Origin of the sequence: Pseudomonas sp. PA-6-3C, from assembly GCF_021605825.1 — a bacterium.
GTDB lineage: Bacteria > Pseudomonadota > Gammaproteobacteria > Pseudomonadales > Pseudomonadaceae > Aquipseudomonas > Aquipseudomonas edaphica.
On the sequence record NZ_WKDV01000040.1, the window covers coordinates 33612 to 50216 of the forward strand.

A 16605-nucleotide genomic window follows, 5' to 3' on the forward strand; every position below is an offset into this window, starting at 1 on the left:
CTCTGCGTGGGAATGCCGCTTGGGACGCTCCGCGTCCCGCAACCCCACAGTCTGACTGCATAGTCCTTGACACCGCCAACCCCATGCGCAAGGAACAACTCAGTTTTCGAAAATTGAGTTTCAGCGATGGCGAGAACCCATAAGTCAACCGATTTCGCAGATTTGCTAAAGCAATACGGCTTGGAAGTTATCGAGCTGGCGGGCCTCTGCAAAGCGGTCGACGGCAAAAGTCGGTACTTGCACTGGGATGAATTTCGTCGATACTCCACCTGGCCAGGGATGACGCCGAAGCCAACCTGAAGAAACTCGTATCCAAGGCCTAGGTGCGCTCAAACCTGCTCCTGCGCCCGCAACTGCACGCTCATCTCATCACAACTGTTTGCCCAGTCACTCAGCCACTGCGGCATGGGCGGTGAAGCTTCGGCCAAGCCGAGTTCGCGCACAAAGTCGGCCGGGGGCAGGGTGCCCTTGGCGGAGCGGAACAGGCCGCGCATCACCACCACGCCCACCACTCGGCCCTTGCTGATAAAACGATGCTCCATCAGGCTCCATTTGTGGTCCCAGCCGAGCATGCGCGTGTGTACCTCGAACACTTCAAAGAGCTTCAGCTCGCGGCGGAACTTGCCCCAGGTGTCGCCCACAATCGGCAACGCCTTGTTGCGCAGGGCCACGCGAAAAGCGCCGGTACGCAGCACAAAATCCATCCGCGCAACATCTGCCAGGGTGAAATACCGGCCATTGGTGACGTGCCGGTTGATATCCAGGTCCAGCGGCCACACACGCATGCGCACTACAGTGGTGTCCAAACCCTGCACGGGCTTGCGCCAGGGACGACGGAACAACATGAACAGCAATCGAAACCAGAGATTCATAAACGTGCCAGGCAGTTGATCAGAAGCCGCACTGTACGCAGCCGGAATCGGCTAAGGTAGGTGCGCAAATGACTTATTACATGCGAAAAACGCAAACAGGCTTTTTATGCACATTACCTTGCTCCTGGCTGATGATTGTTCTGCCGCCAACGCCACCCTGGTCCTGGAAATGCTCAGCGCCGCCAATCTGTTTGCCGACAGCCCACCCTTTGAGGTCGTGGTTGTCTCCCTGGACGGCCAGCCCGTCACCACGTGGAGCGGGCAGTGCATGCAGGTGGCGTGCGCGGCGGCGCAGGTGCGCCGCACCGACCTGATCCTGATCCCCGGTTTCCTGTTTACCCTCAAGCAGGCCTTGCCCACTTTTCCTGCCTACGGCCCGTGGCTGCGTGAGCAATATGCCCAGGGCGCGGTGCTGGCATCGATGTGCACCGCAGCTTTTTTGCTCGCTGAAAGCGGCCTTTTGCAAGGCTTGCGCGCTACCACCCACTGGGCGTTTGCCGAGCTGTTCCGGCGCCGTTACCCCGACGTGAGCCTGGAGGACGCGCAGATCCTGTGTGAAGAAAACCGTGTAATCACCAGCGGTGGCGCCAGCGCGGCGATGGACCTGATGCTGCACCTGATCCGCCGCTTCGGTTCACCAGAGCTTGCGCATACCTGTGGCAAATACCTGTTGATCGACGGCGTGCGTACCGAGCAGTCGGTGTACGCCCTGTGGTCGTTGCCCAAGAACCACGGCGACGGCGAGATCCTGCGGGTGCAGCATTGGCTGGAGCAGCACTTTGCCCAGGCGTTGGTAATTGACGACGTGGCGCGGCGCTTTGGTTTTGGTGTGCGCAATTTCAAGCGGCGTTTCAAGGAGGCGACCGGCTATACGCCCGTGGGTTATGTGCAAACCCTGCGCCTGGAGCGGGCCAAGCAGATGCTGGAGTCCACGCGCATGACCCTCGAAAGCATCACCTACGCGGTGGGGTATGAAGACAGTAATTCGTTTCGCCGCCTGTTCCAGCAGCGCGTGGGGATGCTGCCGGCGGCGTATCGCAAGAAATTCCTCGCCACGGCCTGAATCAGCGACGTAGCTGCGCCTGCGCTTCAATACATTCCACCAGAAACTCCATCACCACTTTCACCGACGGTGAGCGGCGCATATCCGGGTAGACCGTCAGCCAGATATCACGCACCGGGCCGTCGCTGGGCGTGGGCAACCGGGTCAACAGCGGGTCGTGGTCGCCCACCAGGGTCGGCAGCACTACCGCGCCGACCTGCGCGCGCGCGGCCATCTGCTGGGTGATCAACTCGCTGGCGGCAAATACGATAGGGCGAGGGCCGCGCAGTTGGTGCAGCCAGGCTTGCTGGGGCAGGTGGTCGCGGCTGGCGTCGTAGGCGATGAAGGTCCATTGCGCTGCCGGCAAGTGTTCGAGCGCAGGTGCGGCGTACAAGCCGAAGCGCACCACGCCGACTTTGCGCCGCACCAGGGCTGCTTCGTCGGGGCGCACGGTGCGCAAGGCGATGTCGGCTTCGCCCTTGTCCAGCGCGGCCAGTTGAGTGGAGGGCATCAGCACCAGATTCAGCTGCGGGTAGCGGGCGCGTAAACGCGCAAGCTGAGGTGCAATGCAGTGGTTGGCGATGGAGGGCGGGCAACTGACGCGCACAGTGCCGGCCAGTTCAATGGAGGCCACGCGCGACAAGCGCATCACCTGCGTGGCCATATCGCCCATGCCCGCCGCCACTTGCGCCAAGGCCAGGCCTTGCGCCGTGAGCGGGCGGCTGCGGGGCAGGCGGTCCACCAGCTTTACGCCCAGGGCTTTTTCCAGTGCATCGACCCGGCGCCCGACGGTGGCGTGCTCCACCTGCAGCTCGCGGGCGGCGGCCGACAATGACTGGGTGCGGGCCAGCACAGTGAAGTAGTAGAGGTCCTGCCAATCGAACATCGGGTTATTTCCGCACAGAGGCTGGGAGGGATTGGGGAATATTGCAACCGAATAATCCCTTTTACCATGGCCGCTTCCCAGTGCAAACGGAGTTGTTCCCTGATGAAAGCCATTACCCTGCAAGCCTACGGCGGTCCCGATGTCGCCCAACTGCGCCATGATGTGGCCAAACCCCAGGTCACGGCCGGGCATGTGCTGGTCAAGGTGGCCTGCGCCGGGATTAATTTCATGGATATTCATACCCGCCAGGGCAAATACGCGGCGTCGGTGACTTACCCGGTGCGGTTGCCTTGCACCCTGGGCATGGAGGGCGCCGGCGTGGTGGTTGAGGTTGGCCCGGGCGTGAGCCACCTGGCCGTGGGCGACCGGGTGGCCTGGTGCATTGCCTGGGGCGCCTATGCCGAATACGCCAACGTGCCTGCCGACAAAGTCGCGCAGATTCCCAGCGCCATCCCCTTCGATCAAGCGGCTGCGGCGATGTTTCAGGGCTGCACCGCGCACTACCTGGTTGAGGACGTGGCGCGCTTGCAGGCAGGCAGCAGTTGCCTGATTCACGCGGCGTCCGGCAGCATCGGCCAGTTGTTGGTGCAGATGGCGCGGCGGTTGGGCGCGACCGTGTTGACCACCGGCAGCAGCGCCGAAAAATGCGCGATTGCCCGGCAACGTGGCGCCCACCAGGCCTGGACCTATGACGGCTTTGCCGATCAGGTGCTGCAAGCCACGGATGGCCGCGGGGTGGATGTGGTGTTTGATTCAGTCGGCAAAAACACCTTGCGCGAGAGTTTCCGTGCTTGCCGCACGCGGGGTTTGATCGTCAATTATGGCAACGTGTCGGGCTCACTGAGCGATTTGGACCCGATTGAATTGGGCGAGGCGGGCTCGCTGTTTTTGACCCGACCACGCCTGGCGGACCACATGGCCGACGGGGCGACCGTGCAGCGGCGTGCCAATGCGGTGTTCGCGGCGATGCTGGAAGGGTCGTTGAGCGTGGAGATCGAGGGCCATTACAGCCTGGAGACGGTGCAACAGGTACACGCGCGCATCGAGGCGCGCCAGCAGATCGGCAAGGCGGTGTTGTGGGTGGACCGCGACCTGCGCTGATTGGTGGGGTGAGTAGGCTTGTTGTGGCGAGCAGGCTTGTTGTGGCGAGCAGGCTTGCCCTGCGTTGGGCTGCGAAGCGGCCCCAGTGCGGCTAATCCGATTTTTCAGTTAAACCGCATGCTCAGGTTTCAGGGCCGCTGCGCGCCCCAACGCAGGGCAAGCCTGCTCGCCACAACAAGCCTGTTTGCCACAGGCACTGCGTTAACCAGAAGTTGGGTGGGTACATGGCCAGATCGCAGGCGAAAAAAAACCGGCTGATCAGGCCGGTTTGGGGTGCCTCGCCAACAGCGAGGGTTATACGTGGTTGCTCTGCAGACGATCCGAACCACCTTCAGCCAGGCCACGTTCCTGCAGGCGGTCAGCACCGCCTTCAGCCAGGCCGCGTTCCTGCAGGCGATCAGCACCGCCTTCGGCCAGGCCACGTTCCTGCAGGCGGTCAGCACCGCCTTCAGCCAGGCCGCGTTCCTGCAAGCGATCAGCGCCACCTTCGGCTATACGGCGTTCCTGCAGACGGTCAGAACCATTTTCGGCTACGTGGTTGCCTTGCAGGCGATCCGCGCCGCCTTCAGCGACAACCGGGTGGGCAAAAGCGTTGGCAGCCAGTACCGAGAAAGCGAGGCTAAGCAAGAGTTGGCGTTTCATGGTGGTGTGCTCCGAGAGTTGTAGTTGGGTGTTGCCGGGTATGGGTTTGATGGTACGCGTTGGATTTTTTAAGAGAACTTCATTGCGCTGATGGTGACTATCGACGCCAGCGATGGCCCGTTGTGGCGGGCCATCGTGCAGGCGCTCAAGGCATCTGCGGCAGTTCCTGAGGGCGCAGGTCAAACACCAGCACCTCGGCGTCTTCGCCCTGGCTCAGGCGGATCTGCCGCTCATTGCGCAGCCGTGCGCCGTCGCCTTCCTGCATGCGTTGGCCATTGAGTTCGACGCTGCCGCGGGCCACGTGCACGTACACATGGCGGTCCGCCGGCACGTCCAGGGTCGTGGTTTCGTCGCCGTTGAACAGCCCGGCATACACCCGTGCATCCTGGCGAACGTTGAGCGAGCCATCCGTGCCTTCCGGCGAGATGATCAACTGCAAGCGCCCACGTTTTTGCGCTGCGCTGAAGTGCTCCTGCTGGTAGCGCGGTTCGGCGCCGACCATATTCGGCACAATCCAGATCTGCAGGAAGTGCACGCCATGGCTCTGGCTGTGGTTGAACTCGCTGTGGGCCACGCCGCTGCCGGCGCTCATCAATTGCACGTCGCCAGGGCGGATCACCGAACCGGTGCCCAGGGTGTCCTTGTGTTCCAGGGCGCCTTCGAGCACATAGGAGAAAATCTCCATGTCCCGATGCGGGTGCTGGCCGAAGCCTTTGCCGGCGGCGACGCGGTCATCGTTGATCACCAGCAGGTCGGAAAAACCCTGCTCCTTGGGATCCCAGTAGTTGGCAAACGAGAAGGTGTGGAACGACTTCAACCAACCGTGATTGGCGGCGCCGCGTTCCGAGGCTTTGCGAAGGGTCAGCATGGTCTTGTCCTCAAGTGAGCGCTGGCTGCGAAATGCAGGGCGCTTGCGTTGAGAAGAAGGTTAATGGTTTTCCAGTGATTCATTAATAAGCTGAAAATTGAATTAATGTCTCATTTTAGTTGACAGTTTCAAGCGTGCCATAATGCCGTCCCGACTCCCGTTACGATGGACTTGCTCTTGATGAAAACCGTGGCCATGGCGCTGTTTCCAGACTTCCTGCTGCTCGATATGGCCGGGCCGCTGGAGGTGTTTTCCATAGCCAATCGCTACTTGCCGGCGTCGGAGCATTATCGGATCCTGACGATCGGTACCGAGCCCGGTCCGCTGCGCGCCTCCAATGGCGTGCACGTGCATGCCGACCTGCAACTGGCGCATGCCGATGAGGCCTACGACCTTCTGCTGGTGCCCGGCGGGCCTGGCGCTTATAACGAATGCCATCCGGCTCTGCTGCCTTGGCTGCGGGCCGCAGCGCCTCGGGCACGGCGCTTCGGTTCGATCTGCACCGGCGCCTTTGTGCTGGGGCACGCCGGGCTGCTCGACGGCCACCGCGTCACCACGCACTGGCACTACACCGACCGCCTGATCAAAGGCTTTCCCAAGGCCACCGTCGAGACCGATCGCATTTACTTGCAGGATGGCCGCTTGATTACCTCCGGCGGGGTCACTGCCGGCATCGACCTGGCGCTGTCGATCATCGCCCAGGACCATGGCCGGCAGGTGGCGGTCGACGTCGCCAAGGTGCTGCTGGTGGTGATGAAACGCCAGGGCGGGCAGGCTCAGTTCAGCCCGATGACCGCCGCCGTCGCGCCGCTGGAAACCCCGATCACCCGCGTGCAGAACCAGGTGCTGGCGCAGTTGGATCAGCCATTGAGCATCGTGTCCATGGCCGCGCTGGCGGGCATGAGCGCGCGCCATTTTGCGCGGCTGTTCGCCAAAGAGGTGGGCATGACGCCCATGGCCTTTGTGCAAGGCGCGCGTATCGACCGTGCCCGGCACCTGCTGGAAAGCACAGACCTGCCGCTCAAGACCGTGGCTTTCCGCGCAGGCTTCGGCAGCGTGCGGCATATGCGCTTTCTGTTCAGTGAAAAACTCGGCCTTAACCCCACGCAGTACCGCCAACAGTTCAGTTGACGCCGGAATGTCCGTCTGGCTGCCCTGATTGTCCGTGTCGCTCCCTGTGCCAGCATTGTCCTGTCACGCATAGCTGGCAAGATAGCCCCAGGCCCCTTGAAAGGAGGCGCAGGCGCCCAAGGCCGGGTGTTCCAGCGCTGTCAGCAGATGAACAATGCACACTCGGTGAGCTTCGGCCCCTATACCTTTCATCGTGATCAACGTCTGGTCAGCAAGACCGGCCAGCCGGTGCCATTGGGTGGGCGTGCGCTGGATATCCTCGCGATACTGTTGGAGACGCCGGGGCAATTTGTCAGCAAGGACACCTTGATCGGCCGGGTCTGGCCGAACAGCGTGGTGGAAGACAATAATTTGCGCGTGCACATCGCCGCCCTGCGTCGTGCGCTGGACGGACAACGCTATATCCTCAATGAACCGCAACGCGGCTACTGCTTCGTGGCGCCGTCACCGGTGCCGTCACCGCGGCTTCGGCACAATCTGGCCGCACGGCTCAGCCCAGTGATCGGCCGCGACGAACTGCTGGGCAGCCTGGTGAGACGCCTGGGCGGCCAACGGCTGATGATGCTCACCGGCTGCGCCGGCATCGGCAAGAGCACCCTGGCACTGGCGCTGGCCGAACGGGTGTTGCCGCGTTATCGCGATGGCGTGTGGTGGCTGGACCTGGCAACTGTGCAGGCGCCGAACCGGTTGCTGGACTACCTGAGCGAAACCCTGCACCTCCAACCCTGTGTCGGCGCCCATGCACTGTGCGAGCAATTGGCCGCCCGGCAACTGTTGCTGGTGCTCGATAATGCCGATTTGTTGCTGGGCGCCTGCCGTCATCTGGTGCATACACTGCAAGCCAGGGCGCCTCAGGTGAGCGTGCTGCTGACCAGCCGCGAAACCTTGCAGGTGCCCGGCGAATGGGTGCACCACGTGCCACGGCTGGCGCTGCCGACATCGGCTGACCGGGGTGGTGTCGAGCAGGCCATGCTGTATCCGGCCCTGCAATTGTTTGTGGCGCGGGTGCGTGCCGGTCAGCAGGGATTTGTACTGCGGTCTGAGGACCTGGCGCCGTTGTGCGATATCTGCCGGCGTCTGGACGGCATCCCGCTGGCGCTGGAACTGGCGGCGGCCCAGGTTGAAGCCCTGGGAATACGCGGGTTGCAAAAGCAGTTACACAACGGCGTGCAAGTGTTAAGGCGTGGCCGACGCACGGCGGTCGAGCGCCATCAGTCGCTGACGGCGGCGCTGGATTGGACGTATCAACGCCTGAGCCTGCCGCAGCGTTGGCTGTTCCTGCAATTGGCGCTGTTCAAAAGCGCGGTGACGTTGCCGGCCTTGACCGAACTGGTGGCCGGCACTGAACTTGCGCACGCCGACCTGGCTTACCTGCTGGCACGCCTGGTCGCGATGTCTTCCCTGGTGGTCGAGCCCGGCCCCGGCCCGCGGCGCTATCGGCTGCTCAACAGTGTGCGCAGCTACGCCCTGGCGCAGCTGCGTGACCCGTTGCAGGTGGCGCGTTTGCAGCAGGGCTATGGGCATTATCTGGGGCCATTTTCAGGCCGGCCGTTTGTCCTGCAACTGGTCGAGCAGGCTGCGCACGCGGACTAGATCCTGGGTGGCATAGCCTTCGGTAAATTGCCCGTAGACCGAATTCAACAGCTCACGTGCTGCCCGCACACGGCCCTGGCTTTGCCACAGGCAAGCCAGTGAGGTCGCGCAGCGCAACTGCCAGGCCAGTGCGCCTTGCTCGTGCGCCAAGCCCAATGCCTCCAGCAGCAGCGATTCGCGCGCGCGCAGGTCGGGCAGGGCCTCGGCGCGCACCCTGAGAATCTCGGCCGTGCACCAACCGGCCGCGCCGTTTCTGGCGCGCTCAAATACCGTGTCATCTACCTGCGCGGCATTGAAGGTCACCAGTATGTCCTGAACCAGGCCCAGGCCTTGCAATGTCGCATGGGGTGCGGTGCCCTCGTAATGCCGCACCCAGGTATGAAACAACTGCACCGAATGTTTCTGTGAGTGCTCCAGCAACAGCGCCAGCAGCGCGTGCGCCGCGCCGCTGCCACCGTTGTAGTGGGCAATCGGTACGCTGGCCAGGGCCAGGGTGTAGCAGATAGAGGTGCCGTGGTTGATCTGCAACGCCAGCTCCAGCGCCTGGTTTGCCATTCGTGCGGCCCGCTCTGGAAACCCGCGCAGCCACAGGATGCGCGCGAGCACCGTCAGCGACGCCACACTTTGGTCGTATTGCACGCCAAAGCCATGGGTGAAACGGTTGAGATGGCCGCTGTGGGCCATGCGCTGTAGTACTTGTTCGGCATTGTGCAGGGCCAGGACCTGGTTGCCCGCGAAATGCTGGGCCAGTACCCGTAAGCGCTGGGCACTCAAATCCAGCAGCGGATCGGTGCGTGGGTCGAGGCGGTCGAACTGCATGCTCTGCTCCAGCGCCTCACGGTAGCGGCCGGCACACAGGTTGACCGCCATGTGCCCGGAGACGGCTCGCAACTGGCCCCCATTGTCTTGGAGCGCTTGCGCCAGGCGCCGGGCCGCCACAAACGCGGCGATGGTCTGCGGTGCGCCGCCCAAGGCGTGATAGGACAGGCTGCCCAGGGCCAGTTGCAGTTGCATGGTCAACTGCGTGCAGGGCGCGCCCGATTGCGGCATCAGCGCCAGGGCCTGGTCTACGTACAGCCCATGTTCGCGCAGCAGCGACAACTCCTGCCACAAGGGCATGGCGCTGACCGTCAGGCGAATGCCCAGCAGGTGCGCGCCGTGTTCGCCCAAGCCCCAGTCGAGGGCGGCGCGAATGTCCTCGCGCAACGGCGCATAACGGTTGATCCACAGCTCGGTGGCAGTGAATTCCCAGTCTTCCCGCGCCTGGTCCATCAGCGCCAGACAGCGCGCCGCATGGCGTTCGCGTGTGCTGTCGAGTTCAGCTGCGTGGTCGAGCTTTTCCAGGGCATAGCTGCGGGTGACATCCAGCAGACGATAGACCATGTCATCATCGCCGGCCTCGACGTTAAGCAGCGACTTGGCCACCAGTTGGGTGATCGAACCCAGCACTTCGGCCGGTGCGATCTGCTCCCCGGCGATCACCGCCGCCGCGCTTGCCAGGCTGAACCCGCCGCGAAACACCGCGAGGCGGCGCAGGCAGATCTGTTCGCACGCGGTGAGCAGGTTAAAACTCCAATCCAGCGTGGCGCGCAAGGTTTGCTGGCGGGGCAGGTCGCTGCGCAGGCCACGGTTGAGCAGGCGCAGATTGTCCTCCATCTGCACCAGCAAACCCGGCAAGCCGAAGCGCTCGATCTGCGTGGCGACCAATTCGATTGCCAGGGGAATGCCGTCCAGGCGCTTGCAGATCTCGATCGCCAGGGGCAGTTGCGCCTCGCTGAGCTCAAAACTGTCCTGGTGCGACATGGCACGCTCGATCAGCAGTTGCAAGGCCGGGTAGCCGAGGGCCTGGGCACGGTTCCCGGTGGCGGGTGGGCAGGCCAGCGGCTCCAGGCGTTGCACGTACTCGCCCTCGGCGCGCAGGGCTTCGCGGCTGGTGGCCAAAATGTGCAGGTGTGGCAGGTGACGCAGTAAGGTTTCGCTGATCAGCGCGATGTCGTCCAGCAGGTGTTCGCAGTTGTCGATCACCAGCAGCAACTGCCGCGCGTGCAGGCTTCGGGCCAAGGTCAGCAGCGGGTCATGTTCGGTGGGTGCGAGATGGAGCAGGGCGGCCAGGTTGGGCAGGATCATTGACGGCGCGCTGAGCGGCGCCAAATCCAGCAGGTGAATGCCGTCGCGGTAATGGCCGATCAATAATTCCGCCACACGCAGCGCCACGGTGGTCTTGCCGATACCGCCCGCGCCGGTCAGGGTGATGAAACGTTGCTGCGGCAGTTGCTGCACCAGTGCGTCGATCAACACTTGGCGGCCAATCATCCGCGTACGGCGCAGCGGCAGGTTATGGCCCTGGTTGTGGGGAATACCGTCGATGGCTGTCGTCATCGGTTCAATGCTCAGGGGGGCGACAAAGCTGTAGCCGCGCTGGGCGACGGTGACGATATAGCGCTGCCCGGCCTGGCCATCGCCCAGGGCCTTGCGCAACGCGGCCATATGCACACGCAGGTTGCCGTCTTCGACCACCGTTTTGGGCCATACCCGCGTGATCAGTTCCTGCTTGCTCACCACATTGCCGGCGTGCTCCAGCAAAATCAGCAAGATTTCTAGCGCGCGTCGGCTCAGGCGCAAGGGGCGGCCAGCCTCCAGCACCAGGCGCTGGCGCGGGTGGACACGGTAGGGACCGAAATGCACGGCCTGGTCGTTGAGGTCACGCATAGTGGCCCCTGTTCAGGAAAAGAGTTTGGCCAGCATATTCCAGGCCGGTGCAGACCACTAGGCTGCAATCACCTGTGATTTTTGACGGATGTGGTGACTTCGCCAGGTCATCGGGTTCACGCCCTCGCTGCGCGTGAACATATGGCAGAAGTGCGCCTGGTCGCAGAAGCCGCATTCGACGCTGATCTGGGTCAGGCTCAGGGACGATCCGGTGATCAGTTCCTTGGCCCGCTGAATGCGTTGTTGGCGAATCCACTCCTGGGGCGACAGCCCGGTGGTGCACTTGAACGCACGGGAAAAATGGCTGCGCGACAGCGCACAGGCCTGGGCCAAGTCGGCAATTGCCAGGCTTTCGCCGAGGTTGGCGAGGATCAGTTGCTTGGCAACTCGCTCGCGCCGGGGGCACAAGCCACCGGTGACGCCAAGGCGAGGGGCACAGTCATCAAGTCGGGCCATGACAAATATCCGTAGTCGATGGGAGCGTTCCCGGTGAATGGATGCAGTGTAGACCGCTGTATTTTTGGCGCCGGGCCGTCTGGCTGGCGAGTTAATCGTTGTTAATTTCGCCAGGTGCGCGCCCGGAAAAGACAGCACAGGCATGCAATCTGCGATCTGTCCGGCATGCTTACCTGACGGCCTGATAACCGTTTGGATACCGCCATGAACCGCAACGACCTGCGCCGCGTCGACATGAACCTGTTGGTGATTTTCGAGGCGCTGATGTTCGAGAAGAACCTGACCCGGGTCGCCGAAAAGCTTTTCATGGGCCAGCCGGCCGTGAGTGCCGCGCTCGGGCGCCTGCGCGACTTGTTCGACGACCCATTGCTGCTGCGCAACGGGCGCGGCATGGAGCCCACGCCACGGGCGGTGGCGATACTCAAGGAGCTGCAACCTGCGATGGACACCATTTCAGGCGCGGTCAGCCGCGCCAAGGATTTCGACCCTTCCACCAGCTGCGCGGTGTTTCGAATCGGCCTGTCCGATGATGCCGAGTTCGGTCTGTTCCCGCCGTTGCTCAGCCAGCTGCGCGAAGAGGCACCGGGGATCATCGTGGTGGTACGCCGCGCCAATTACCTGTTGATGTCTTCGTTGCTGGCCAGTGGCGAGATTTCCGTGGGCGTCAGCTACACCACCGAACTGCCGGCCAATGCCAAGCGCAAGAAGCTGCGGGACATTCCCTGCAAGGTGCTGCGCGGCGACGACGGCGCGGCGCCGTTGACACTGGATGACTACTGCACGCGGCCCCACGCGATGGTGTCGTTCTCGGGGGACTTGAGCGGCAATATCGACCTTGACCTGGCGCGCATCGGCCGGGCGCGCAGGGTGGTGCTGGCGGTACCCCAGTTCAGCGGCTTGCGCGCACTGTTGGCGGGCACGCAAATCATCGCGACAGTGCCCGACTACGCCGCCTGTGCCTTGACCGAAGGCACGGTGCTGCGCGCCGAGGACCCGCCGTTCGCGATTGAAGCCTCGGAGCTCTCGATGGTCTGGAGCGGCGTGCATGACAACGACCCGGCGGAGCGCTGGTTGCGCTCGCGCATCAGTGAGCATATGGCGCGTGTGGCGTGAGCGCGCCAGGCGAAACAGCACAAACATCCAATTCCTGCCCCCCGTTCCCCGCCAGACTCCCCCCATCGCTTAGCTCTCCAGGGGGAATCACACCGTATGGACCCGACACCTGAAACCAGCCCCGACGAAGTCGTCACCCTGGTCGTCAAACACCTGATCAAGGCCGGCCGTGAAGCCGATTACGAGGCCTGGTTGCGGCGCATCGTACGCATCGCCGGCGAGCGCCCCGGCCACCTCGGTGTGGATGTGGTGCGCGGCAAGCAGGGTGGGCAAGCACTGTTTACCTGCGTCTTGCGCTATCGCTCCACCGACGCGCTGCAACGCTGGCTCGACTCCCCCGAACGCCTGGCGCTGATCGTTGAAGCGGCGCCGATGCTGGCCGACGGCGACAAGACCGAAATTGGTGCGGCTAATGAGTTCTGGTTCGCGCCACTGGCCGACAGCGCCGCCAAACCGCCGCGCTGGAAGCAGGCGGTGGTCAGCCTGTGCGTGATTCTGCCGCAAACCCTGCTGCTGCCGTTTATCTGGGGGCCGATCCTGCGTCTGCACCCGTTCCTGTCCAACTATGTGGTTTCCACTTTTTTGGTGACCCTGACCATTGTGTTGCTGGTGGTTTACCTGCTGATGCCGGCCGCCACCCGCCTGTTCGCTCCCTGGCTTGAAGCCTCTGTAAAGGACACCCTATGAACGCCGATCTGATTCTGTTCAATGGCCAGTTCCACACCGTGGACCGCGAAAACCCACGGGCCACTGCGGTCGCAATCCACCAGGGCCGCTTTGTCGCGGTCGGCACCGACGGCGAGGCCATGGCCCTGCGCGGCAGCGGCACCCAGGTCATCGACCTCAAGGGCCGCACCGTGATCCCCGGCCTTAACGACTCGCACTTGCACCTGATCCGTGGCGGGCTGAACTACAACCTTGAACTGCGCTGGGAAGGCGTGCCGTCACTGGCCGATGCGTTGCGCATGCTCAAGGATCAAGCCGATCGCACGCCGACGCCGCAATGGGTGCGTGTGGTGGGGGGCTGGAACGAATTCCAGTTCGCCGAAAAACGCATGCCGACCCTGGAAGAGTTGAACCAGGCCGCGCCAGATACGCCGGTGTTCGTGCTGCACCTGTATGACCGTGCCTTGCTCAACCGCGCCGCCCTGCGCGTAGCCGGTTACACCAAGGACACGCCGAACCCGCCGGGCGGCGAGATTGTGCGCGACAGCAACGGCAACCCCACCGGCATGCTGGTGGCGCGTCCCAACGCGATGATCTTGTATGCAACCCTGGCCAAGGGCCCGAAACTGCCGCTCGAATACCAGGTCAATTCGACCCGCCAGTTCATGCGTGAACTCAATCGCCTGGGCCTCACCAGCGCCATCGACGCCGGCGGTGGTTTCCAGAACTACCCCGATGACTACGCGGTCATTGAACAACTGGCCAAGGACCAACAGCTGACGGTGCGCATCGCCTACAACCTGTTCACCCAAAAGCCCAAGGAAGAACTCAGCGACTTCAAGCACTGGACCGGCAGCGTCACCCTGCACCAGGGCGACGATTACCTGCGCCACAACGGCGCAGGCGAGATGCTGGTGTTTTCGGCGGCGGACTTCGAAGATTTCCTTGAGCCACGCCCCGACCTGCCGTTGACCATGGAGCAGGAACTGGAACCGGTGGTGCGCCATTTGGTTGAGCAGCGCTGGCCGTTCCGGTTGCACGCCACGTACGACGAATCCATCTCGCGCATGCTCGATGTGTTCGAGAAGGTCAACCGCGACATTCCGTTCAATGGTCTGCCGTGGTTCTTCGACCACGCCGAAACCATTACGCCGAAAAACATCGAGCGCGTCCGGGCCTTGGGCGGTGGTATCGCGATCCAGGACCGCATGGCGTTCCAGGGCGAATATTTTGTCGAGCGCTACGGCGCCAAGGCCGCCGAAGCCACGCCACCGATCAAGCGCATGCTGGCCGAAGGCGTGCCGGTAGGGGCGGGCACCGACGCCACGCGGGTCTCGAGCTACAACCCCTGGACTTCGCTGTACTGGATGGTCAGCGGCCGCACCGTCGGCGGCCTGGAGCTGCACGCCGAAGGCCTGCCGCGCCTCACCGCGCTGGAGTTGTTCACCCACGGCAGCGCCTGGTTCTCCTCGGAGCAGGGCAAGAAGGGCCAGATCAAGGTCGGCCAGTTGGCGGATGTGGCGGCACTCTCGGCGGACTTCTTCAGCGTCGATGAAGAAGCCATCAAATGGATCGAGTCGGTACTGACCGTGGTCGGCGGCAAGGTGGTGTACGGCGCCGGCGACTTCGAAGATTTCGCCCCGCCCCAAGTACCGGTGCTGCCGGACTGGTCGCCGGTGGTCAAGGTGCCGGGGCACTGGCGCCCAGGTTCACCGGTGCAAGCGCAAGTACACCACTGCAGCGGACCGTGCGGCGTGCATGCCCACGGCCATGAAAAAGCGCGGCTCTCCAGCGTACCGGTCAGCGATTTCCAGGGTTTCTGGGGCGCGTTTGGTTGCTCGTGCTTTGCCTTCTGATTTTAAAAACACCCAAAGGAGTTCACCCATGACTTACAAGCGCTTGAACAAAGATGACGCCGTTGTATTGCTGGTCGATCACCAGACCGGCCTGATTTCCCTGGTGCAAGACTTCTCTCCGAACGAGTTCAAGAACAACGTGTTGGCCCTGGCCGACGTGGCCAAGTTCTTCAACCTGCCGACCATCCTCACCACCAGTTTTGAAAGTGGCCCTAACGGTCCGTTGGTTCCGGAACTCAAGGCGCTGTTCCCGGACGCGCCTTACATCGCCCGCCCTGGCCAGATCAACGCGTGGGACAACGAAGATTTCGTCAAGGCCGTCAAGGCCACCGGCCGCAAGCAGATCATCATTGCCGGCGTGGTAACGGATGTGTGCGTCGCGTTCCCGACCCTGTGCGCCCTCGCTGAAGGCTTTGAGGTGTTCGTGGTGACCGACGCCTCGGGTACCTTCAACGAAACCGTGCAACAAGCCGCTTGGGCACGCATGACGGCCGCCGGCGCACAATTGGTGAACTGGTTCTCTGTCGCCTGTGAACTGCAAGTTGACTGGCGCAACGACATGGAAGGCCTGGCCAACCTGCTGTCGCCGCGCATTCCGAACTACCGTAACCTGATGAACAGCTACTCGGCGTTTACGGCCAAGTAAGCTGCGTTTGAAGGGGTAGATTAACCCTGTAGGAGGGGGCAAGCCCCTCCTGCATTTGATTGTGTCGTAGCGGCTGACAGGCTATAAACCAGCCAAATGTCCACCGAGAAGCGACAATGAACCCCTTCGAAGACATGCGCCTGTTTTGCCAGGTCATGGAGTCCGGCAGCTTCACCGCCGCCGCCGAGCAACTCGGCCTGTCCAAGCAGTTCGTCAGCCGCCGCCTTATCCAGTTGGAAGACCGCCTCGGCGTGCGCCTGCTCAACCGCTCCACGCGTCGGCTGGACGTCACGCCACTGGGCCAGAGTTATTACGAATCCGCTTTGCGCCTGCTCGGTGAAGTCGAGCAAGTGGAGCAGGGCATCGCCGGCCAGAACAGCGAACCGCGGGGCACGATTCGGCTCAGCGCGCCGTTGTCGTTTGCCATGGCCCATCTGGGCTGCCTGTTGCCGCAGTTCCTGCAACGCCACCCGCAGGTGTCGGTGGAAGTTGACTTGAGTGATCGCCCGGTGGACCTGATCGGCGAGGGCTACGACCTGGTCTTGCGCATCGGCACGCTGGAAGACTCAACCCTGATTGCCCGGCGCATCGCCAGTGTGCAGCGAGTGTATTGCGCCAGCCCTGACTACCTCGCCGCCAAGGGTACGCCGCTCAGGCCTGAAGACCTGGCCGACCACGACTGCCTGCCCTACGGCCATGGCCGCCAAGTGCAATGGCGCTTCAAAGGCAAGTTGCAGGCGCTCAGCGTCAGTGGACGCATGCGCGTAAACAATGGCGAGTTGCTGCGCGACACTGCGATCGCCGGGTTGGGCGTGACCTACCTGCCGACTTTTATTGTTGCCGAGGCGTTGAAAGACGGGCGCTTGGTAACCCTGCTGGACGACTTCGCCCCCGAAGCCCTGACCCTGTCGGCGGTGTACCCGCAGCACCGGCAAAGTTCGCGGCCAGTGCAGGCGCTGGTGGAGTTTTTGCGCGAACGCCTGGCCAGCGGTTGCTGACCCACACGCATCTATTGTGAAGACTG

15 protein-coding genes are annotated in these 16605 nt (G+C 63.0%); 9 read left to right on the forward strand and 6 right to left on the reverse strand.

The window, feature by feature from the left end:
- Positions 1 to 329: 329 nt before the first annotated feature.
- On the reverse strand, positions 330 to 872 hold the full coding sequence (locus tag GIW48_RS23140; protein WP_099547759.1) for an acyl-CoA thioesterase: 543 nt from the start codon (positions 870 to 872) through the stop codon (positions 330 to 332).
- 106 nt (positions 873 to 978) lie between these two features.
- On the opposite strand from GIW48_RS23140, the gene GIW48_RS23145 reads away from it, so the two are divergent.
- Positions 979 to 1935: a GlxA family transcriptional regulator gene (locus GIW48_RS23145; RefSeq protein ID WP_176991951.1), complete on the forward strand. Its 957-nt coding sequence runs from the start codon at positions 979 to 981 to the stop codon at positions 1933 to 1935.
- Position 1936: 1 nt separating this feature from the next.
- Here GIW48_RS23145 and GIW48_RS23150 read toward each other — a convergent pair whose 3' ends face one another.
- On the reverse strand, positions 1937 to 2800 hold the full coding sequence (locus GIW48_RS23150) for a LysR family transcriptional regulator (protein ID WP_236462465.1): 864 nt from the start codon (positions 2798 to 2800) through the stop codon (positions 1937 to 1939).
- A gap of 102 nt (positions 2801 to 2902) precedes the next feature.
- Here GIW48_RS23150 and GIW48_RS23155 point away from each other — a divergent pair, with 102 nt between their 5' ends.
- The gene (locus GIW48_RS23155; RefSeq protein ID WP_170038579.1) at positions 2903 to 3901 is read left to right on the forward strand and encodes a quinone oxidoreductase family protein; all 999 of its coding nucleotides are present in this window, start codon (positions 2903 to 2905) and stop codon (positions 3899 to 3901) included.
- Between the two features lie 294 nt (positions 3902 to 4195).
- On the opposite strand, the gene GIW48_RS23160 is transcribed toward GIW48_RS23155, so the two are convergent.
- Positions 4196 to 4543, reverse strand: a complete 348-nt coding sequence (locus tag GIW48_RS23160; protein WP_099547763.1) for a hypothetical protein — start codon at positions 4541 to 4543, stop codon at positions 4196 to 4198.
- A gap of 145 nt (positions 4544 to 4688) precedes the next feature.
- Positions 4689 to 5411: a pirin family protein gene (locus GIW48_RS23165; protein WP_177032249.1), complete on the reverse strand. Its 723-nt coding sequence runs from the start codon at positions 5409 to 5411 to the stop codon at positions 4689 to 4691.
- Between the two features lie 180 nt (positions 5412 to 5591).
- Between GIW48_RS23165 and GIW48_RS23170 the strand changes: the two genes are divergently transcribed.
- Both GIW48_RS23170 and GIW48_RS23175 read left to right on the forward strand, forming a co-directional pair.
- Complete coding sequence (locus GIW48_RS23170) at positions 5592 to 6542, forward strand: GlxA family transcriptional regulator (protein WP_017137750.1); 951 nt, start codon at positions 5592 to 5594, stop codon at positions 6540 to 6542.
- A gap of 147 nt (positions 6543 to 6689) precedes the next feature.
- Positions 6690 to 8135 carry a winged helix-turn-helix domain-containing protein gene (locus tag GIW48_RS23175; protein ID WP_236461720.1) on the forward strand — a complete coding sequence of 482 codons (1446 nt, stop codon included), beginning with the start codon at positions 6690 to 6692 and terminating at the stop codon, positions 8133 to 8135.
- On the opposite strand, the gene GIW48_RS23180 is transcribed toward GIW48_RS23175, so the two are convergent.
- Both GIW48_RS23180 and GIW48_RS23185 read right to left on the reverse strand, forming a co-directional pair.
- The gene (locus GIW48_RS23180) at positions 8082 to 10844 is read right to left on the reverse strand and encodes an ATP-binding protein (RefSeq protein ID WP_236461723.1); all 2763 of its coding nucleotides are present in this window, start codon (positions 10842 to 10844) and stop codon (positions 8082 to 8084) included. The genes GIW48_RS23175 and GIW48_RS23180 overlap by 54 nt on opposite strands.
- 57 nt (positions 10845 to 10901) lie before the next feature.
- Positions 10902 to 11300: a helix-turn-helix domain-containing protein gene (locus GIW48_RS23185; RefSeq protein WP_017137753.1), complete on the reverse strand. Its 399-nt coding sequence runs from the start codon at positions 11298 to 11300 to the stop codon at positions 10902 to 10904.
- A gap of 204 nt (positions 11301 to 11504) precedes the next feature.
- On the opposite strand from GIW48_RS23185, the gene GIW48_RS23190 reads away from it, so the two are divergent.
- From GIW48_RS23190 to GIW48_RS23210, 5 genes are all read left to right on the forward strand, one after another.
- Complete coding sequence (locus tag GIW48_RS23190) at positions 11505 to 12413, forward strand: LysR substrate-binding domain-containing protein (protein ID WP_017137754.1); 909 nt, start codon at positions 11505 to 11507, stop codon at positions 12411 to 12413.
- Between the two features lie 96 nt (positions 12414 to 12509).
- On the forward strand, positions 12510 to 13100 hold the full coding sequence (locus GIW48_RS23195) for an antibiotic biosynthesis monooxygenase (RefSeq protein WP_236461726.1): 591 nt from the start codon (positions 12510 to 12512) through the stop codon (positions 13098 to 13100).
- Positions 13097 to 14935 carry an amidohydrolase gene (locus tag GIW48_RS23200; protein ID WP_056857894.1) on the forward strand — a complete coding sequence of 613 codons (1839 nt, stop codon included), beginning with the start codon at positions 13097 to 13099 and terminating at the stop codon, positions 14933 to 14935. Before GIW48_RS23195 ends, GIW48_RS23200 begins: the two co-directional genes overlap by 4 nt.
- Before the next feature lie 28 nt (positions 14936 to 14963).
- A complete protein-coding gene (gene ycaC / locus GIW48_RS23205; RefSeq protein ID WP_017137757.1) occupies positions 14964 to 15581 on the forward strand; it encodes an isochorismate family cysteine hydrolase YcaC in 618 nt (205 codons plus the stop codon).
- A gap of 116 nt (positions 15582 to 15697) precedes the next feature.
- On the forward strand, positions 15698 to 16579 hold the full coding sequence (locus tag GIW48_RS23210; RefSeq protein ID WP_176991948.1) for a LysR family transcriptional regulator: 882 nt from the start codon (positions 15698 to 15700) through the stop codon (positions 16577 to 16579).
- The last annotated feature ends 26 nt before the right edge of the window (positions 16580 to 16605 follow it).